13 protein-coding genes and 1 pseudogene are annotated in these 17,592 nt (G+C 69.9%); 1 reads left to right on the forward strand and 13 read right to left on the reverse strand.

The genetic code is table 11. The features are described 5' to 3' along the window. The 9 genes from N1F89_RS17870 to N1F89_RS17910 form a co-directional block, all read right to left on the reverse strand. A partial coding sequence (locus N1F89_RS17870) for an ACT domain-containing protein (RefSeq protein ID WP_290085767.1) occupies window positions 1-397 on the reverse strand: 397 nt, incomplete at its 3' end. A gap of 337 nt (window positions 398-734) precedes the next feature. Then, a complete protein-coding gene (locus tag N1F89_RS17875) occupies window positions 735-2,744 on the reverse strand; it encodes a putative 2-aminoethylphosphonate ABC transporter permease subunit (protein WP_290085768.1) in 2,010 nt (669 codons plus the stop codon). Beyond that, on the reverse strand, window positions 2,745-3,896 hold the full coding sequence (locus N1F89_RS17880) for a putative 2-aminoethylphosphonate ABC transporter ATP-binding protein (protein WP_290085769.1): 1,152 nt from the start codon (window positions 3,894-3,896) through the stop codon (window positions 2,745-2,747). A 78-nt stretch (window positions 3,897-3,974) separates the two neighbouring features. Then, window positions 3,975-5,000, reverse strand: coding sequence for a putative 2-aminoethylphosphonate ABC transporter substrate-binding protein (locus N1F89_RS17885; protein ID WP_290085770.1), 1,026 nt, complete (start codon window positions 4,998-5,000; stop codon window positions 3,975-3,977). Between the two features lie 273 nt (window positions 5,001-5,273). Then, window positions 5,274-6,629: an aspartate aminotransferase family protein gene (locus N1F89_RS17890; RefSeq protein WP_290085771.1), complete on the reverse strand. Its 1,356-nt coding sequence runs from the start codon at window positions 6,627-6,629 to the stop codon at window positions 5,274-5,276. Between the two features lie 6 nt (window positions 6,630-6,635). After that, complete coding sequence (gene phnY, locus N1F89_RS17895) at window positions 6,636-8,075, reverse strand: phosphonoacetaldehyde dehydrogenase (protein WP_290085772.1); 1,440 nt, start codon at window positions 8,073-8,075, stop codon at window positions 6,636-6,638. A 68-nt stretch (window positions 8,076-8,143) separates the two neighbouring features. Continuing rightward, window positions 8,144-9,400, reverse strand: coding sequence for a phosphonoacetate hydrolase (gene phnA / locus N1F89_RS17900; protein WP_290085773.1), 1,257 nt, complete (start codon window positions 9,398-9,400; stop codon window positions 8,144-8,146). A gap of 46 nt (window positions 9,401-9,446) precedes the next feature. Beyond that, window positions 9,447-10,625 carry a 2-aminoethylphosphonate--pyruvate transaminase gene (locus N1F89_RS17905; protein ID WP_290085774.1) on the reverse strand — a complete coding sequence of 393 codons (1,179 nt, stop codon included), beginning with the start codon at window positions 10,623-10,625 and terminating at the stop codon, window positions 9,447-9,449. Between the two features lie 133 nt (window positions 10,626-10,758). Beyond that, complete coding sequence (locus tag N1F89_RS17910) at window positions 10,759-12,429, reverse strand: Na/Pi cotransporter family protein (RefSeq protein ID WP_290085775.1); 1,671 nt, start codon at window positions 12,427-12,429, stop codon at window positions 10,759-10,761. 124 nt (window positions 12,430-12,553) lie between these two features. Between N1F89_RS17910 and N1F89_RS17915 the strand changes: the two genes are divergently transcribed. Next, window positions 12,554-13,432, forward strand: a complete 879-nt coding sequence (locus N1F89_RS17915; protein ID WP_290085776.1) for a LysR substrate-binding domain-containing protein — start codon at window positions 12,554-12,556, stop codon at window positions 13,430-13,432. 127 nt (window positions 13,433-13,559) lie between these two features. Here N1F89_RS17915 and N1F89_RS17920 read toward each other — a convergent pair whose 3' ends face one another. From N1F89_RS17920 to purU, 4 genes and pseudogenes are all read right to left on the reverse strand, one after another. Continuing rightward, window positions 13,560-16,043, reverse strand: coding sequence for an FAD-dependent oxidoreductase (locus N1F89_RS17920; protein WP_290085777.1), 2,484 nt, complete (start codon window positions 16,041-16,043; stop codon window positions 13,560-13,562). Between the two features lie 116 nt (window positions 16,044-16,159). After that, window positions 16,160-16,954, reverse strand: coding sequence for a DeoR/GlpR family DNA-binding transcription regulator (locus tag N1F89_RS17925; protein ID WP_290085778.1), 795 nt, complete (start codon window positions 16,952-16,954; stop codon window positions 16,160-16,162). A 95-nt stretch (window positions 16,955-17,049) separates the two neighbouring features. Then, on the reverse strand, window positions 17,050-17,403 hold the full coding sequence (locus N1F89_RS17930) for an ArsC family reductase (protein ID WP_290085779.1): 354 nt from the start codon (window positions 17,401-17,403) through the stop codon (window positions 17,050-17,052). Window positions 17,404-17,497: 94 nt separating this feature from the next. After that, window positions 17,498-17,592 (reverse strand): annotated as a pseudogene (purU, locus tag N1F89_RS17935) (formyltetrahydrofolate deformylase); the annotation flags it as partial.

A 17,592-nucleotide genomic window follows, 5' to 3' on the forward strand; every position in this document is an offset into this window, starting at 1 on the left:
CGTGGTTCACCACCAGCTTCTGGTAGTCCATGTGGTTGGAGATCACCGCGACGATGTCGATCGGCAGCGCGCCGATGCGCCAGCGGTAGAGCAGGTCGTTGAGGCAGTGGCCGAAGCGCGAGACCATGACGACGACCTTCATCTTCGCGGTCTCGTCGTGGAAGCCGGCCTGCATGGCGAAGCTGTCGGCCAGCGGCGCGAAGCCCGCGCGCAGCGCCGCCAGGTCGCGCCCCTCCTCCGAGATGAAGCTGACGCGCATGAAGAAGCGGCCGCCGGAAAGATCGTCGAACTGCGCGCTGTCGGTGATGTTGCAGCCATTGTCGGCCAGATAGCCCGAGATCGCCGCAACGATCCCGCGCCGCGTCGGGCACGCTACGGTCAGGCAGTATGTCGTCATGTCTCTCATCCGTCGGCAGGTGAAGGGAAAGGCGCACGGCAGAGGCGGTGCGCGCGGAGGATGGCGGGCCGGCGCTGCGCCCGGCGGTGGCCGCGCCGCCGAACCGCAGAACCTCAGGGCCGCTATGGCATGGCGCAGCCGGGCGGGCCCACCCGGTGTCGCGACCAGGCGGTCGGACCCGGCACACGGACCGCGATGTCGGGCGGAGGCCGCCGCACGCTTTCCCGCATCACGGTCCGGCGCCGGTCTGTCTTTCGCGCAATGGCAGGCCGGCTCTCATTCGTCGTCGTGGCGCGCCTGCGGACGGCGCACCGGCATCCGCTTCGCCCGGACAATGCTAGCGCGTGCGCCAGACCTGGGTGCGCGCCAGCAGCGAGCGCGAGGCGAAGGCGTGCACCAGGCGCGCGGCGGCATTGGTGTAGAAGATCATCATGCCCATCGCCGCGGCCGGCGCGATGTCGCCGGCGTCGTCCATGTTGAGCACGGCGACCGAGGCGAGGTTGGTCTCGGTGGAGTAGAGGAACACGACCGCCGACACCGTCGTCATCGCGTTGACGAACAGATAGATCGAGATGTCGAGAATGGCGGGCAGGCAGACCGGCACGGTGACGCGCGAGAACAGCCGGTAGAAGGGCTGGCGCAGCGAGGTGGCGACCGGCTCGAACTCGCCGTCGATCTGCTTCAGCGCGGTGACCGCGGTCAGGTGCCCGACCGTGTAGAAGTGGGTGATGGTGGAGATCACCAGAATGGCCATCGTGCCGTAGATGACGTGCAGCGGATTGGCCGGGTTGTTGAAGAAGAAGATGTAGGCGAGACCGAGCACCATGCCCGGCACGGCCATCGGCAGCATCGCCAGGAACTGGAAGAACGAGCGCCCGGCGGCGAAGCCCTGGACCTTCTCCACCATGTAGGCGCCGATGAAGATCACCACCGTCCCGGCGAAGGCGGTCAGCAGGCCGAGCTGGATCGAGTTGGTGTAGGCCGACCAGCCGCCGCCGTCCATGCGGTTGAAGGCGTAGTTGTTGAGGCTGAGGCTCAGGTCGTAGGGCCAGAAGCGCACCAGCGCGGCGAACTGGCAGATGGCGATGATGCCGACGATGAACAGCCCGATGAGGCTGCACCAGGCCAGGCAGGCCATGTCGAAGCCGCGCTTCGGCTTCGGGCTGTAGGGCACCGACCGCGCGGTGAGCAGCGCCACCTGCTTCTTCTGCACCATCCGGTCGATCATGAAGGCGAACACGGCCGGCACGAGCAGGATCACCGACACCACCGCGCCCATCTCGAAGTTCTGCTGGCCGATCACCTGCTTGTAGATGTCGACGGCGAGCACGTTGTACTGGCCGCCGATCACCTTGGGCAGGCCGAAGTCGGTGATGACCAGCGTGAAGGTGACGAACACCGCCGAGACCAGACCGTAGCGCGCGCCGGGGATGGTCACCGTCCAGAAGGTGCGCCACTTGCTGGTGCGCAGCGCCTCGGCCGCCTCGTATTGCCGCTGGTCGGAGATGTTGAGCGCCGTCGAGATGATGATGAGCGCGTGCGGAAAGGTGAAGAACACCGAGCCGACGATGATGCCGATCGGGCCGTAGATCGAGTGCCCCATCATCAGCGACTTCAAGAGCCCCTGATTGCCGAACAGGTAGATGAGGGCGATGCCGGGCAAGAGCGACGGCACCAGGATCGGCATCAGCGCGATGAGCCGGAACGCGCCCTTGAAGGGCATGCAGCTGCGGTTCATCGCATAGGCGAAGCCGAAGGCGAGGCCGACCGTGAGGACGGTGCTGACACTCGCGATGAAGAAGGAGTTGCGGATCGAGCTGACGAGCGAGGGCGTCGAGAAATACTCGACATAGTTCTGCACGCCGATCGAGCGCACCGGACGCAGATTGATGCGGCGGAAGGTGTTGGAGTCGAACTCCTGCCATTCGCGCGAATTGTGGTACTCGAGGCCGACGAGATAGGGCGCGTCTTCGACGGTGCCGCGGATGCGGTAGCGCACCGGGCTGCGGAAGTTGAAATCCGGGAAGAGCTCGGTCGCCGCCAGGCGCCCGTCGGAGGTCGAGGCGAGATCCGCCTCGTCGAGCAGGCCGAGCCGCGCGTTGAGCTCGGCCGCGGTCACCGGCTCACCCCAGTTGCCCTCGCCGTCGCTCACCTGGAAGGCGTAGCGCTGCAGCTCGAACTCGTAGGTCGAGAACGACTTCGACATCATCGCGTAGAGCGGCAGCGCGAGCGTGACGATCAGGTAAAGCGCGATCAGCACCATGAACAGGCGCTTGATGAGCCCGTCCCGGTCGAGCCCGAGCTTGACCGGCCGGCCGGCCGGCAGGACCGTGGCGTCGGCGGACATTCACGCCTCCCCGGGGAAGGCGAGCACGCGCTCGACGGGGATCTCGATCGTCAGCGAGGCGCCGCGCTCGAGGTTGAGGCGCCGCACGGCGTTCATCGAGAAGTTGGCGATCAGCGTCTCGTCGCCGAGGTCGCCGCCGCTCAGATGCGTGCGCCAGAACGCGCCGAGGAACTCCATGTCGTCGATGACGACGGCGAGCCGGTTCGGCCCGGACGCCGCCTCGCCGGCCGACTGCGGCAAGACGTCCTCGGGGCGGATCGCCACGGTGAGCGGCTCGCCGTCGGCGAAGTCGTCGCGCGCCATGCTGAGGGTGCGCCGGCCGAGCCGCACGGTGCCGGCATCGCTGCGCGAGGCGAATTTGTTGGTCTCGCCGACGAAATCGGCGACGAAGAGGCTGGCCGGGTGGCGGTAGATCTCGACCGGCGTGCCGACCTGCTCGATCACGCCGTGGTTCATCACCACGATGCGGTCGGCCATCGACAGCGCCTCCTCCTGGTCGTGCGTGACCATGATGGTGGTGACGCCGAGCTTGCGCTGCAGCTCCTTGATCTCGTGGCGCAGGTGGATGCGCACCTTGGCGTCGAGCGCCGACAGCGGCTCGTCGAGCAGCAGCAGGCCGGGCGAGATGGCGATGGCGCGGGCAAGCGCCACGCGCTGCTGCTGGCCGCCGGAAAGCTGGGCGGGGTACTTGCGCGCCTGGTCGGACAGGCCGACCAGCGCCAGGAGCTCCGCCACGCGGGCGCGGATCTCCGCGCGCGGCCGCCTGGCGTTCTCCAGCCCGAAGGCGACGTTGCGCTCGATGGTCAGGTTGGGAAACAGCGCATAGGACTGGAAGACGATGCCGTAGTCGCGCCGGGACGCCGGCAAGGCCGAGATGTCGCGGCCGTCCTGGTGGATGGTGCCGCGCGACTGCGGATCGAGACCGGCGATCGCGCGCAGCAGCGTGGTCTTGCCGCAGCCCGACGGGCCGAGGAAGCAGACGAACTCGCCCCGGCCGATGCGCAGCGAGACGTCCTTGAGGGCGAGGAACTCGCCGAACGCCTTCCACAGGTTGTCGATCCTGAGATAGGCCGGCTCGGTGGATGCCGCAGCCCCCCCGGCGTCGCCAGCCGCACGCGGGCCGGGGCTTTCGTTCACCGTCTCATGTCGCATCCGAGCCGTTCCCCTGGTGGTGTGTCGTTGCGGGGGCGCCGCCGCGGGCGACGCCCCCTGGAGCGAAGGCCCGCCGGCTCAGTCCTTGGGTTCGGACTTGGAATCGTAGCGCTTCGTCCACTCCTCCAGGATCCTGACGCGGTTGTTCGCCGCCCACTCGAAATCGTTCTCGATCATGTGCGAGGCGATGTCCTCGGGCAGATGCTCGACCGGCTTGGCGACGCCCGGATAGGCGACGACGGCGTAGCCGACATTGTACATCTCGTTGGCCTCCCGGGTGATCGCCCAGTCGAGCAGTTGCTGGGCGGCCTCGAGGTTCGGCGTGCCGGCGATGATGGCGGCGGCCTCGGCCTCCCAGCCGGAGCCCTCCTCCGGGAAGATGATGTCGATCGGCGCGCCCTTCGACTTCGCCTGCGCGCCGGGGAACTCGAACGACACGCCGATCACCGTCTCGCCGGAGGCGGCGAGCTTGCAGGGCTTGGAGCCGGAATGCGTGTAGCGCGCGATGTTCTCGTGCAGGGCGTCCATGTAGGCCCACGCCTCGTCCTCGCCGAACATCTGGATCCAGGCGGAGACGTCGAGGAAGCCGGTGCCGGACGAGCTTGGGTTCGGCATGATGATGTGGCCCTGGTATTCGGGCTTGGTCAGGTCCTTCCACGAGGTCGGCGGCGTGAGGCCGAGCTTCTCGCCCTCCACGGTGTTGTAGCACAGCGCCGCCACGTAGGCGTCCATCGCCACCCAGCTCGGCGGATTGTCGCTGTCGACGAAGCGCGGGTCGAGGTTCTCCACGCCCTCGGGGGCATAGGGATGCAGCATGTCCTGCGCCTTGAGCAGCAGCAGCGAGGTGGCCGCGACGCCCCACACCACGTCGGCCTGCGGGTTGTTCTTCTCGGCGAGCAGCTTGGCTGTCATCACGCCGGTCGAATCGCGCACCCAGTTGATCTTGATGTCCGGGTTGGCCTTCTCGAAGGTCTCGCGGTAGCGCTCGAGGTCGACGGCCTCGAAGGAGGTGTAGACGGTCAGCTCGGTCTGGGCGTGGGCAACGCCGCCGGCCAGCAGTCCGGCGAAGGCCGCAAACGCCACGGAAGTCTTGCGCAGGTCCATTTCTGTGCTCCCATTTCTCGCGCTTTGTCGGGGTCGTCTTGGGGGAGGCCCAGCCGTGCAGCGCGCGCTGCGATCTCCAGAATGCGCCTCGTCCGGGAAGGATAGTGAAAACGGCCGGTGAATAAGTAAAATCTATTTATTTTATGAAACCAGTGAAAAAATCGATGCTCTTCCGGCGTCCGGTCGCGCACGCGGCAACCGGCCGCGACGAAGACGGCCGGCACGGCGCCGGCGGCGCGCGCCGGCTCCCAGGTCGCGGGTCGGTCGAGGGGTTCAACCGGCGAGGATCGCGCCTTCCACCGTCGACAGCGCGCGCTCCAGATCGGCCGGATCGATGACCATCGGCGGCGACAGGGTGACGACGTTGCCGGCGCTGATCTTGAAGCTCAGCCCCGCCTCGAGGCAGCGGTAGTAGACCCGCTCGGCCAGCGCGTGCGCCGGCGCGCGGGTGTCGCGGTCCTCGACCAGCTCGACGCCGAGCATCAGGCCGCGGCCGCGCACGTCGCCGACATGCGGGCTGTGCGCGGCGAACTCGCGCAGCCGCTCGAGCGCCGCGCCGCCGAGCCGGGCGGCGCGCTCGGCCAGCCCCTCGTCGCGGATGACGGCGATGGTCTCGAGCGCGGCGCGCGCCGTCACCGGGTTCTTCTCGTGCGTGTAGTGGCCGAGGGCGAAGTCGCCGGCGACGTCGAGATCGGCCCGCGCGATCGCGGCGGCGATCGGCAGGATGCCGCCGCCGAGCGCCTTGCCGAGCACCAGGATGTCGGGCACCACGTCGTCCTGCTCGCAGGCGAAGAAGCTGCCCGTCTTGCCGAGCCCGGTCGGGATCTCGTCGAGGATGAGAAGCGCGCCGTGCCGGTCGCATGCCGCGCGCACCGCCTTCCAGAAGCCGGGCGGCGGCGGCACCGGGGTCGCGCGCATCGGCTCGCCGACCACCGCGGCCACGTCGCCCTCCCGCTCGAGCACGTAGTCGATCATCGCGGCGCAGGCGAGCGCGCAGGCTTGCGGACCGGCATGGCCGTAGGGGCAGCGATAGCAGTGGAACGGCGCGACATGCTCGGCGCCGGCCAGCAGCGGTCCGGCGACGTGGGAGCGGAAGGTCGCCTCGCCGCCGACGCTCGCCGCACCGAAGCCGGCGCCGTGGAAGGCGTCCCAGAAGCTGACGGTCTTGAAGCGGCCGGTCGCCGCGCGGGCGAGCTTCAGCGCCACCTCCACCGCGTCAGAGCCGCCGGTGGTGAACAGCACCTTCGACAGAGCGCCGGGTGCCAGCGCCCCCAGCGTCTCGGCCAGCCGCACCGACACCTCGTTGGTGAAGCGGCGCGGCGCGAAGGGCAGCCGGTCGAGCTGGTCCTTGATGGCGGCGACGACGCGCGGGTGGCCGTAGCCGATGTGGTGGACGCTGTTGCCATGGAAATCCATGTAGCGCCGGCCGGCCGTGTCCTCGATCCAGATGCCCTCGGCCCTGGCGATGGTGGAGACGCAGGGGCTCGACAGGCTCTGGTGCAGGAAGGCGCGCGCGTCGCGGTCGAGGAGGTCGCGGGTCGCGCCCTCGTCGCGGCCCTGCGCGAACGTCCTGCGCATGGCCGAGGTGTTGGATTCGCCCTCGGTGTGGACGATCCGGCCGGCGGCCACCGCGCCCTATCCCTGCCAGGGCAGCGAGAAGGTCTTCACGTTGGTGAAGCTCTTCATCGCCTCGATCACCCCTTCCTTGTAGCCGTTGCCCGAATCCTTGATGCCGCCGAAGGGCGACATCTCGATGCGGTAGCCCGGCACCTCCCAGATGTTCACCGTGCCGACCCGCAGGGCGGCGATGTATTTCTGCATGCGGCGGAAATCGTTGGTGCACACGCCCGAGGACAGGCCGAAGGCGGTCGAGTTGGACAGCGCGATCAGCGCGTCGTCGTCGTCGGGCGCGCGCAGGATCGGGATCACCGGCCCGAAGGTCTCCTCCATCACCAGCTCGCTCTCGTGCGGCACGCGGTCGACGACGATGGGCGGCAGCAGCGCGCCGCGCCGGCCGGGATTGTAGAGCACCTCGGCCCCCGCCGCGGCGGCGCTTTCGACGCGCGCCTCGAAGAGCGCGGCCGCCTTCTCGTGAACCACCGTGCCGAGCTCGGTCGCCGGGTCCATCGGGTCGCCGAAGCGCAGCTTCTTCGCGCGCTCCAGCACCAGCGGCACGAAGCGGTCGGCGACGCTCTCCTGGCACAGGATGCGCTTGACCGCCGTGCAGCGCTGGCCGGAGTTCTTGGTCGCGCCCATCACCGCGAGCTCGGCCGCCCTGGCCAGGTCGTCGTCCGACAGGTCGTTGAGCACGATCAGCGGATCGTTGCCGCCGAGCTCGAGCACCTGCCGCCGGTAGCCGGCCTTGGCGGCGATCATCTTGCCGACCGGCACGCCGCCGGTGAAGGTGATGAGGTCGATGTTCGGGTTGACGATCATCTCCTCGCCGATGTCGGCCGGCCAGCCCGTCACCACCGACAGCATCTCGGGCGGAAGCCCGGCCTCGTAGAGGATGTCGGCCAGCACCAGCGCCGTCATCGGCGTCAGCTCTGTCGGCTTGACCACCGTGCAGTTGTTGGTGGCGATCGCCGGCGCCAGCTTGTGCGCCACCATGTTGAGCGGATGGTTGAACGGCGTGATGGCCGAGATCGCGGTGAGCGGCTCGCGCAGGGTGAAGATCTTGCGCGCCTTGCCGTGCGGGGTGAGGTCGCAGGAGAAGATCTCGCCGTCGTCGAGGATGCAGAGCTGGCCGGCGAGCGTGAACACGTCGAAGGCGCGGCCCACCTCATAGAGCGAATCGGCCTTGGAGATGCCGAGCTCCAGCGTGATCAGGTCGGACAGCGCGTCCTTGCGCGCGACGATCATCTCGGCCGCCGTCAGCAGGATGCGCTGGCGCTCGTAGCGCGTCAGCTTCGGCGTGTAGCCGGCGGCGATCTCGAAGGCCTCGCGGGCATGGCCGGCGGTGCCGGCGGGCACCGTGCCGATCACCGTGTCGTCCCACGGGTAGCGCACCTCGACCACGCCGTCGGCATCGACCTTGCGGCCGGCGATGCGCATCGGTTCGTGGCGGACCGTCATTTGGGCTTCCTGCTTTCCCACGTCGCTGTCTCCCGTTGTCGCGGCGCGGCGGCGCCGTCAATCCTGTTTCAGCCGCCGGCGGCGACCGTCGCGGCCACCATGAAGGCGTCGAAGTTGCGCAGCTCCGGCGCCTCCGGCACCGCCTCGGCGCGGCGGTTGACGATGAACGGCACCGCCTGCTCGCTGAGGCCGCCATGCGAGCGCAGCGGCTCGTTGAGCGCGGCGAGGTCGTGCCGGTCCTCGCTGGTGCCGATCGTGAGGTTCTCCGACGACACGATGACGACATCGCCGATGCGGTCGGCCGGCAGCTCGAAGCGCGCGCAGGCCGCCGCGCGGTCGAGCACGACGTCGAGCCCCTCGACGGCCGACAGCCGGGCGATGACGTCGGCCGCGTCGGCGCCCTCCGGCAGATAGGCGGTGGCGAAGGAGCCGAGCGCGCCGTGATGCACCACATAGGGGTCGGTGATCGGCAGGATGACGCGCGCGGCGTCCTTGCCCAGCCAGTCGTCGAGCAGGTCCTGCACGTAGATCACGGCCGGCGTGCCGTCGGCCCGGTGCTTGGGCTTCATGCCGTGGTCGGCGGTCACCACGATCGCCGCGCCGAGCGCGTCGAGCTCGGCGAGATAGCCGTCGAACATGGCGTAGAAGCTGTTCGCCTGCGGGTGGCCGGGGGCGTATTTGTGCTGCACGTAGTCGGTGGTCGTCAGATACATGACGTCCGGGCGGAACTCCTTCAACAGCTTGACGCCGGCGGCGAACACGAACTCCGACAGCGCGGCCGAATAGACCTCCGGCACCGGCCTGCCGAGCCAGGCCGAGGCGTCGTCGATGCCGTGCTCGGCCTCGGTCGTGGTGTCGGCCTTCTCCGAGGAGAAGCACACCTCCCGGCCGTCGCCGAAGGCGAGCCCCTTGCCGAGCAGGGCGCGCAGCTTGTCCTTGGCGGTGACGACCGCCACCCGCGCGCCGGCCTCGTGGAAGGTGGAGAAGATGGTCGGCGCGCGCAGGAAGCGCGGGTCGTTCATCATCACCTCCTCGCCGGTCTCCGGCTCGAAGAGGTAGTTGCCGCAGATGCCGTGCACGGCGGGCGGGCTGCCGGTGGCGATCGACAGATTGTTGGGGTTGGTGAAGCTCGGGATGACGCTGTGCGCGGTGCGCACCGTGCCCTTCGCCTTGATGCGCTCGAGCGCCGGCATCAGCCCGGCGGCGATCGCCTCGTCGAGATAGGCCGGCTCGCAGCCGTCGAGGCAGATGGCGATCGCCGGCACCGATGGCCACGGGTAATCGCGCCCGTTGACGGTGACGTGGGGGCGGGACATCTGGTTCATCGCGGGCGTCCTTGGGTCTTGTTGGCGAGGGCGGGGTGTGGCCGGGTCAGGCGGCGAGCTTGGCGCGTTCGGCGATGGCGGCCGCCGGCGGCGCGGCGCTGTCGACGCCCATCTCGGCCAGCGCGGCGGCCGCCGCCTCGACGACGCGGCGCATGACGTGCTCGTCCATGTGGCCGATGCAGCCGATGCGGAAGCTTTCGACCACCGTGAGCTTGCCGGGATAGATGATGAAGCCCTTCGCCTTCATCAGGTCGTAGAAGCGCTGGAAGTCGAAGGCGGGGTGCGCCGGATTGAAGAAGGTGACGATGATCGGCGACAGCCAGCGGTCGCTCAACAGCGTCTCGAAGCCGAGCTCGCGCATGCCGGCGACCATCACGTCGCGGTTGCGCGCATAGCGCGCGCCGCGGCCGGCAACGCCGCCCTCCTCGGCGTGCAGGCGCAGCGCCTCCATGAAGGCGGCCACCACGTGGGTCGGCGGCGTGAAGCGCCACTGGCCGGTCTTGTTCATGTACGCCCACTGCGCGTGCACGTCGAGGCTCAGCGAGTGGCTGCGTCCGGCGGCCGCCTCGAGCTCGCTCTTGCGCGCGATCACGAAGCCGAAGCCCGGCACGCCCTCGATGCACTTGTTGGCGGACGAGACCATCGCCTCGTAGCGGATCGTGCCGATGTCGAGCGGCAGGGCGCCGAAGGCGCTCATCGAATCGACCAGCAGCTTGCGGCCGCGGGCGTAGACGGCGCGCGAGATCTCCTCGATCGGGTTGAGAATGCCCGAGCTCGTCTCGCAGTGGATGGCGACGACGTGGCTGATCGCCGGATCGGCGTCGAGCGCGGCGGCCACCTCGTCGCCGCGCGGCGGCAGGTAGTCGCCCTTGTCGATCACCACGTGGTCGCGGCCGAGATAGCGCAGCGTCTGGGCGGCGCGCTGGCCGTAGGCGCCGTTGGCCAGCACCAGCGCCTTGCCGTCGCGCGGCAGGAAGCTGGCCAGCATCGCCTCGACGGCGAAGCTGCCGCTGCCCTGCATCGGCACGCAGTCGAAGCTGCCGTCGACATCGCCGGCAAGCGCCAGGAGCTGGCGGCGCAGCTCCGCGGTCATGGCGCGGAAGTCGCCGTCCCACGACCCCCAGTCGCGCAGCATCGCCTGCTTGACGGAGTACGCGGTGGTCAGCGGTCCGGGCGTCAGCAGATAGGGCTCGCCGTAAGCCGGCGGCGGAAAGTGCGAGGGCATGTGCGAGACCTCCGTGGCAACGCCTTTCGTCGGCCGCATGTGCCCACGCCGAGACATATATGTAAAATCGTTATTTTGTATCCCAGCATAAGCAGCGTCGATGTTCTGCCGTCTCGTCCGGCGCCGCCGCGGCTCAGGCGGCGGGCTGCGCCAGGCGGCTTTCCAGGAGGTCGCCGCTCTCGCTGAGGATCGGATAGGCCGCCGTCGCCAGCAGCGAGTTGATCTCCTTGAGCGCACGCACGACCTCGAGATGGATGTCGCTGGTCTCGATGCTCTCCATCATGCCCGACTGCAGCCGCATCAGGTGCCGGTGATGGCTCTCACGCTCGAGCCGGCGCATCAGCTCCTTCTCCTTGACGAGCTGTCGCGCCGAGGCGAGATCGCCCGACACCAGCACGTTCAGCGCGAGCTGCATGTTGGCGAGCACCCGCTGATGCAGGCGCGTCATCTCGGACCAGCCCTCCTCGGAGAACTGCAGCCGGCGCTTGGCCTTCTTCTCGGCCAGCGGCAGCAGCGTCTTGGCGACGATGTCGCCGATGTGCTCGAGATTGATCGCGAAGCTGGTCAGCTCCATGCCGCGCTGCGCCTCCTCGGCGCTCAGCCGGCCGCGGTTGACCCGGGCGATGAACAGCTTGATGTCGGTGTGCGCCTGGTTGACCTCCTCGTCGAGCTGCGCCACGCGGGCGACCTCCTGCGCGTTGCCCTCCTCGAGCAGCTCCATCACCGGGCGGAACATCGTCTCGACCGTCTCGCCCATGCGCAACAGCTCGCGCGTCGCGCTGGCGAGCGCCAGCCGCGGCATGTCGAGCGCCGCCTCGTCGAGCGCGCTGGCCGGGCGGGCCAGCAGCCGCGCGGCCTGCTCGGCGCGGCCGGCGTCGGGCAGCATCAGCGCCGTCAGCCGCGCCATCGCGCCGGTCAGCGGCAGGCAGGCCAGCACGAGCAGCGCGTTGAAGGCGAGGTGCAGGTTGACCATCTGGCGGGCCGGGTCGGCGCCGAGCAGCGCCACGGGCACCATCTCGGCCGCCACCGCCGGCAGCAGCGCCAGCGCCGCGGCGGAGCGGAACAGGAGATTGCCGAGCGGGATGCGCCGCGCCTCCGCGCTCTGCCCGCGCGTCAGCCACACCGCGATCATGCCGCCGCCGACATTGGCGCCGAGCACCATCGGCAGGCCGACCTCGACCGGCAGCACGCCTTCGGCCGCGAAGGCGGCGAACAAAAGGATGGCGGCGACCGAGGAATGGATCAGCCACGTCAGGAGGGCGGCGAGCGCGAAGGCGGTGATCGGGTCGTTGCGCAGATAGCCGACGACCTGCGGCAGCAGGGCGCTCTCGCGCAGCGGCGTCGTGGCCGCGCCGATCAGGTCGAGCGAAAGCAGGATGAAGGCGATGCCGAGCAGGATGCGGCCGCCCTGGCGGACCTCGCGGCGCTCGAACTTGAGAAACAGCGTCGCCCCCGCCAGCATCAGCACCGGGATCGCCCAGGACAGGTCGAAGGACAGGATCTGCACCACCAGCGCCGAGCCGAGATCGGCGCCGAGCAGGATGGCGATGCCGGTCGACACCGCCAGGATGCCGCTCGCCGCGAAGCCGGCGGCCAGGATGCCGACCGCCGTCGAGCTCTGCAGCACGACGGCCAGCACCGTGCCGGCGAGGGCGCCGCGCAGATGGCCGGCCCTGGCCTTGCGCAGCGCGTTCTTGAGCGCCCGCCCGTGGGCGCGCTCGACACCGGTGCGCACCATGCGCACGGCCCAGAGCAGCAGCATGACCGCGGCGGCCAGATGGAGGACGACGAGCGTCGGATGCATCACCTTCTCCCGGTGTGCCGTGTGAATCGCACTAGCAAGCGGCTTTACATAGCATAGCGCAAATCGTTAGTTTCAATGAGTGCATCAGATCACCTTATCATAAACCCCGCCTCCGGTCCCGCCCATGCGCTATGTCCAGCTCCGCGCCTTCCACTATGTCGCCGTGTGCGGCGGCTTCTCGCGCGCGGCGGAGGAGCTCTACCTGACGCAGCCGGCGATCTCCGATCAGGTCCGCAAGCTGGAGGAGGAGTACGATGTCCTGCTCTTCAACCGGCAGAAGAAGCAGGTCGTCCTCACCCCTGCCGGAGAGCGGCTGCTGGAGATCACGCGGCGCCTCTTCGACAACGAACAACAAGCTCTGGAGTTGCTGTCGGAATCGCGCGCGCTGCGCGCCGGCACGCTGCGCATCGTCGCCGATTCCGCGCACCATCTGCTGCACATCCTGGCGCGCTTCCGGCAGACCTATCCCGGCGTGCGCATCTCGCTGCATGCCGGCAACACCGAGAGCGTGATCTCCGGCCTGTACAGCTACGAGGCCGACATCGGCGTGCTGGGCGAGATCCCGACCGGCCGCGACTTCCAGGTCGTGCGGCTCAACTCGACGCCGATCGTCGCCTTCGTGGCGGCCGGCGACCCGCTCGCCGACCAGCGCTCCGTCAGCTTCCGCCAGCTCGCCGGGCTGCCGCTGGTCATGCGCGAGCGCGGCTCCAAGACGCGCACCAAGCTCGAGGAGGCGGCGCAGCGGGCCGGCGTGAACCTGACGCCGGCGATCGAGGCGGAGGGCCGCGAGGCGGTGCGCGAGATCGTCGCCTCGGGCGCCGGCGTCGGCTTCGTCTCGGCGGCCGAGTTCGGCGCCGATTCGCGTCTCGTGCAGATCCCCATCGAGGCCGAGGGGATGGAGATGGACGAGGCGCTGATCTGCCTGCGCGAGCGCGGCGGCGGCAAGCTGGTCGCCGCCTTCTTCGCCATCGCCGACAGCTTCAGCCGGGCGAACGGCGGCTGAGGCGGCGCCGCCCCGGCGCCGCGCTTGGAGCCGTTCTGCCGTTCACGGAAGCGCAGGTCGGCGCCAACCTGTTGTCTTGACGCGCTTGCGGACGGCGAGCCGGCTTCCGCTTCGCCTGGAAACGCGCTCAGGCGGCGCGGGCGTCGCGCGCCGGGCTGCGGTCGGCCTTCGGCCGCTCGAACGCCGGGTCGTAGGCCGCCCGCAGATGCGGCGTGGCGGCGTGGCGCTCGCCGGCCAGGTCGATCTCGAAGCGGCCCTCTTCCAGATACGCCTTGGAGACGCCCGCCTCGTCCTCGACCAGCCCGAGCGCGACGGAGCGGCCGAGCGTGTGGCCGTAAGCGGCCGAGCGCACCTCGCCGACCGGCTTGCCGTCGCGCAGGATCAACTCGCCGCCCCACAGGACCGGCTCGCCGTCGTCGAGCGTGAACTGCACGATGCGGCGCAGCAGAACGCCCTTCTGCCGGTGCGCGGCAAGCGCCTCGCTGCCGATGAAGCCGCCCGGCTTGTCGCGCGCCACGGCGAAGCCGAGGCCCGCCTCGTAGGGGTTGATGTCCGGCGTCAGCTCGCGGCCCCAGGCGCGGAAGCCCTTCTCCAGCCGCAGCGCCTCGAGCGCGTAGTAGCCGGCGTCGAGAAGCCCGGCCTCGCGGCCCGCCTCGTGCAGCGTCTCGTACACGCCGACGGCAAACTCCGCCGGCACGAGCAGCTCCCAGCCGAGCTCGCCGATGTAGCTCATGCGGTTGGCGTAGGCGGTCGCGTAGCCGACGTCGATCTCGCGCACCGTGGCGAAGGGGAAGGCGGCGTTCGACAGGTCGGCCGAGGTGACGCGCTCCAGCACGTCGCGCGCCTTCGGTCCCATCACCGACAGCACCGCATAGGACGAGGTGACGTCTGTCAGGACGGCGTGCGCGTCGTCCGGCGTGTTCTTGCGGATCCAGTCGGCGTCGTGCACGGGCTGGGCGGAGCCGGTGACGAGGAGGAAGCGGTCGCGCGCCAGCCGCATCACCGTGAGGTCGCTCTCGTAGCCGCCGCGCGCGTTGAGCAGGCCGGTGTAGACGGAGCGGCCGATCTCGCCGTCGACGTCGGCCGCGCAGATGCGGTTGAGCACCGCGCCGGCGTCGCGCCCCTGCACAAGCAGCTTGGCGAACGAGGTCTGGTCGAAGATCACCGCCCCCTCGCGCGCCGCCTTCATCTCGCGGCCCACCGCCTCGTGCCAGTTCTGCCGGCCGAAGGCGTAGTCGATGCGCGGGCTGGCGCCCTCGCGGGCGAACCAGTTGGCCCGCTCCCAGCCCATGCGCGAGCCGAAGCAGGCGCCCTTGGCGGCCAGCCGGTCGTAGAGCGGCGAGCGGCGGAACGGCCGCGCCGTGTCGAGCTCGCGGTTCGGCCACGGCATGGCGTAGTGCAGGCCGAGCGTCTCCTTGACGCGGTCGTGCAGCCAGCGCGGATTGTTGTTGAAGGCGGCGAAGCGGCGGATGTCGACCGGCCACAGGTCCATGGTCGGCGCGCCGTTGACGATCCATTCGGCGAGCGCCCGCCCGGCGCCGCCGGCGCTGGCGATGCCCATCGAGTTGAAGCCCGCGCCGACGAAGAAGTTCTTCAGCTCCGGCGCCTCGCCGAGGATGAAGTTGTTGTCGGGGGTGAAGCTCTCCGGCCCGTTGTAGAACTGGCGCACCTCGGCCTGCATGAGCTGCGGCACGCGCACCAGCGCGTTGTCCATGAGGATCTCGAACTGGTCCCAGTCGTCCTCCAGCAGCGCGAACTCGAAATTGTCGGGGATGCCGTCCATGCCCCAGGGCTTGGCCTCGGGCTCGAAGCCGCCCATGACGAGGCCGCCGACCTCCTCCTTGAAGTAGATGTAGCCGTCGGGATCGCGCATCACCGGCAGGTCGGGATGCACGCCCTCGATGCGGCCGGTGACGATGTACATGTGCTCGGCCGAATGCAGCGGCACGGTGACGCCGGCCATCAGGCCGACCTTGCGCGCCCACTGGCCGGCGCAGTTGACGACGATCTCCGCGGCGATGTCGCCCTGATCGGTCGCCACGCCGGTGACCCGGCCGTCGCGTTCGGCGATGCCGGTGACGCGCACGCGCTCGATGACGCGCACGCCGCCGTTGCGCGCGCCCTTGGCGAGCGACTGGGTGAGATCGGTCGGGTTCGCCTTGCCGTCGCCCGGCAGCCAGACGCCGCCGACCAGGTCGTCGGTCGCCATGACCGGCCAGATCTCGCCGGCCTCCTTCGGCGTCACGAGCTCGATGTCGACGCCCTGCGCGCGGGCGGCCGCGGCGGTGCGCTTGAGCACGGTCATGCGGTCGGCCGTGCGCGCCACCGACAGCGAGCCGCAGCGCTTCCACCCGGTGGCAAGGCCCGTCTCGGCCTCCAGCGTGCCGTAGAGCTCGGTCGAATAGCGGATCAGGCCGGTCATGTTGGCGTGGCTGCGCAGCTGGCCGACGAGGCCGGCCGCGTGCCAGGTCGTGCCGCCGGAAAGCTGGCCCTGCTCGAGCAGCACAACGTCGCGCCAACCCATCTTGGCCAGATGATAGGCGACCGAGCAGCCGACGATGCCGCCGCCGATGACAACGACGCGCGCGTGGGTGGGCAAATCTTGCGACATGGCGGACCTCTCTCCCGAACGTGAAGGGAGCATAGGCCGGAAATTGCCAAATTTCAAAACAAAAAACCACAAAAGACCACAAGGACAGTGCCGGCCGCCGCCGCGGCCGCGCCGCCTCACGGTGCGGCGACGAGGAGGCCCAGGCCCTGCGCGTCGAGCGCCTGCACGGTCGCCGGCGCCGGCCGGCGGTCGACGATGACGCCGGCGGCCTGCGCGAAGCCGGGGATCAGCATCGGCGTCGGGCGGCCGAACTTGGAGGAATCGAGGATGAAGTAGGCGGCACCCGCCGTGCCGATCATCGCCGCGCGCATCTCCGCGCCGAGCCGCGTGAAGTCGGTCACCGCGCCGTCCGCCGTCAGGCTGCCGGCGCCGACGAAGGCGAGATCGACGCGCAGCGCGGCAACCCCGTTCAGCGCGTCGATGCCGCCGATCGCCTCCTCGCGCGGCTCGACCTCGCCGCCCGGCATGTGCACGCGGATGCCCGGCTGGTGGCACAGCAGCAGCGCGATCGCCAGGCTGGGGGTGAAGACGGTGAGGTTGCGCCGCTCCTTCAAGGCATGCGCGACGGCGAGCGCCGTGGTGCCCGAATCGAGCAGCACGACCATGCCGTCGGTCACCAGCTCGGCCGCGCGCCGGCCGATCGCCGCCTTGCCGGCGGCGTTCTCCTCGCGGCGCTGGCTCAGCGCCGGCTCCTCGTCGTGCACGCGCGCCGCGCCGCCATGCAGCAGGCTGACCGCCCGCTGCTCGGCCAGCACCTTGAGGTCGCGGCGCACCGTCTCGCGCGAGACGCCGAGGACGCGCGCCATCTCGGCGATGGAGACCACGCCGTGCTCGCGCACATGCTGCAGGATGACGGCCTGGCGCTGCGGCGCCAGCGCGCGGCCGCTCGGGGAAGGGGAACTGTCGCTCATCCCGGCCAGTCTTTCCGATCGCGGCGCATTGATCCAGCCCCGGCGCGCGGTCGGCCGCGCGGGCCCACGGTTCCGGGGAACGGCCGCCGCCTGCCCTACTGCGTCGCGAACAGGGCGGCGTAGCGATCGGGCCTGAAGCCGATCTCGAGCGCCGATCCGGTCTCCAGCACCGGGCGCTTGATCATCGCCGGCTGGTCGAGCATCAGCGCGATCGCGCGCTCGGCGTCGAGACCGGCCCTGGCCGCGTCCGGCAGCTTGCGAAACGTCGTGCCGGCCCGGTTGAGCACCGTCTGCCAGCCGGCCGCCGCGCACCAGCGCCGCAGCATCGCCGCCTCGACGCCGTCCTTGCGGTAGTCGTGGAAGCGATAGGCGATGGCGTGGCCGTCGAGCCAGGCGAAGGCCTTCTTCATCGTGTCGCACGAGCGGATGCCGTAGACGGTGACGGCCATGTCTTCCTCCCAAGCCTGCGGGGTCCCCGGCGTCGTCCTACAGCCGGAGCGCCGGAAAGGCACGCGGAAAGCTGGCCCTGCCGGCGGGCCGGTCTCAGCCCATGCGTTCGGAGGCGTAGCTGCCGGGCGAAGCGGGGAAGACGACGGTGCGGTCGCCGTTGAGGAAGACGCGGCGGTGGATGTGCGCGT

The organism is Aquibium sp. A9E412 (assembly GCF_030398335.1).
Classification (GTDB): Bacteria; Pseudomonadota; Alphaproteobacteria; order Rhizobiales; family Rhizobiaceae; genus A9E412.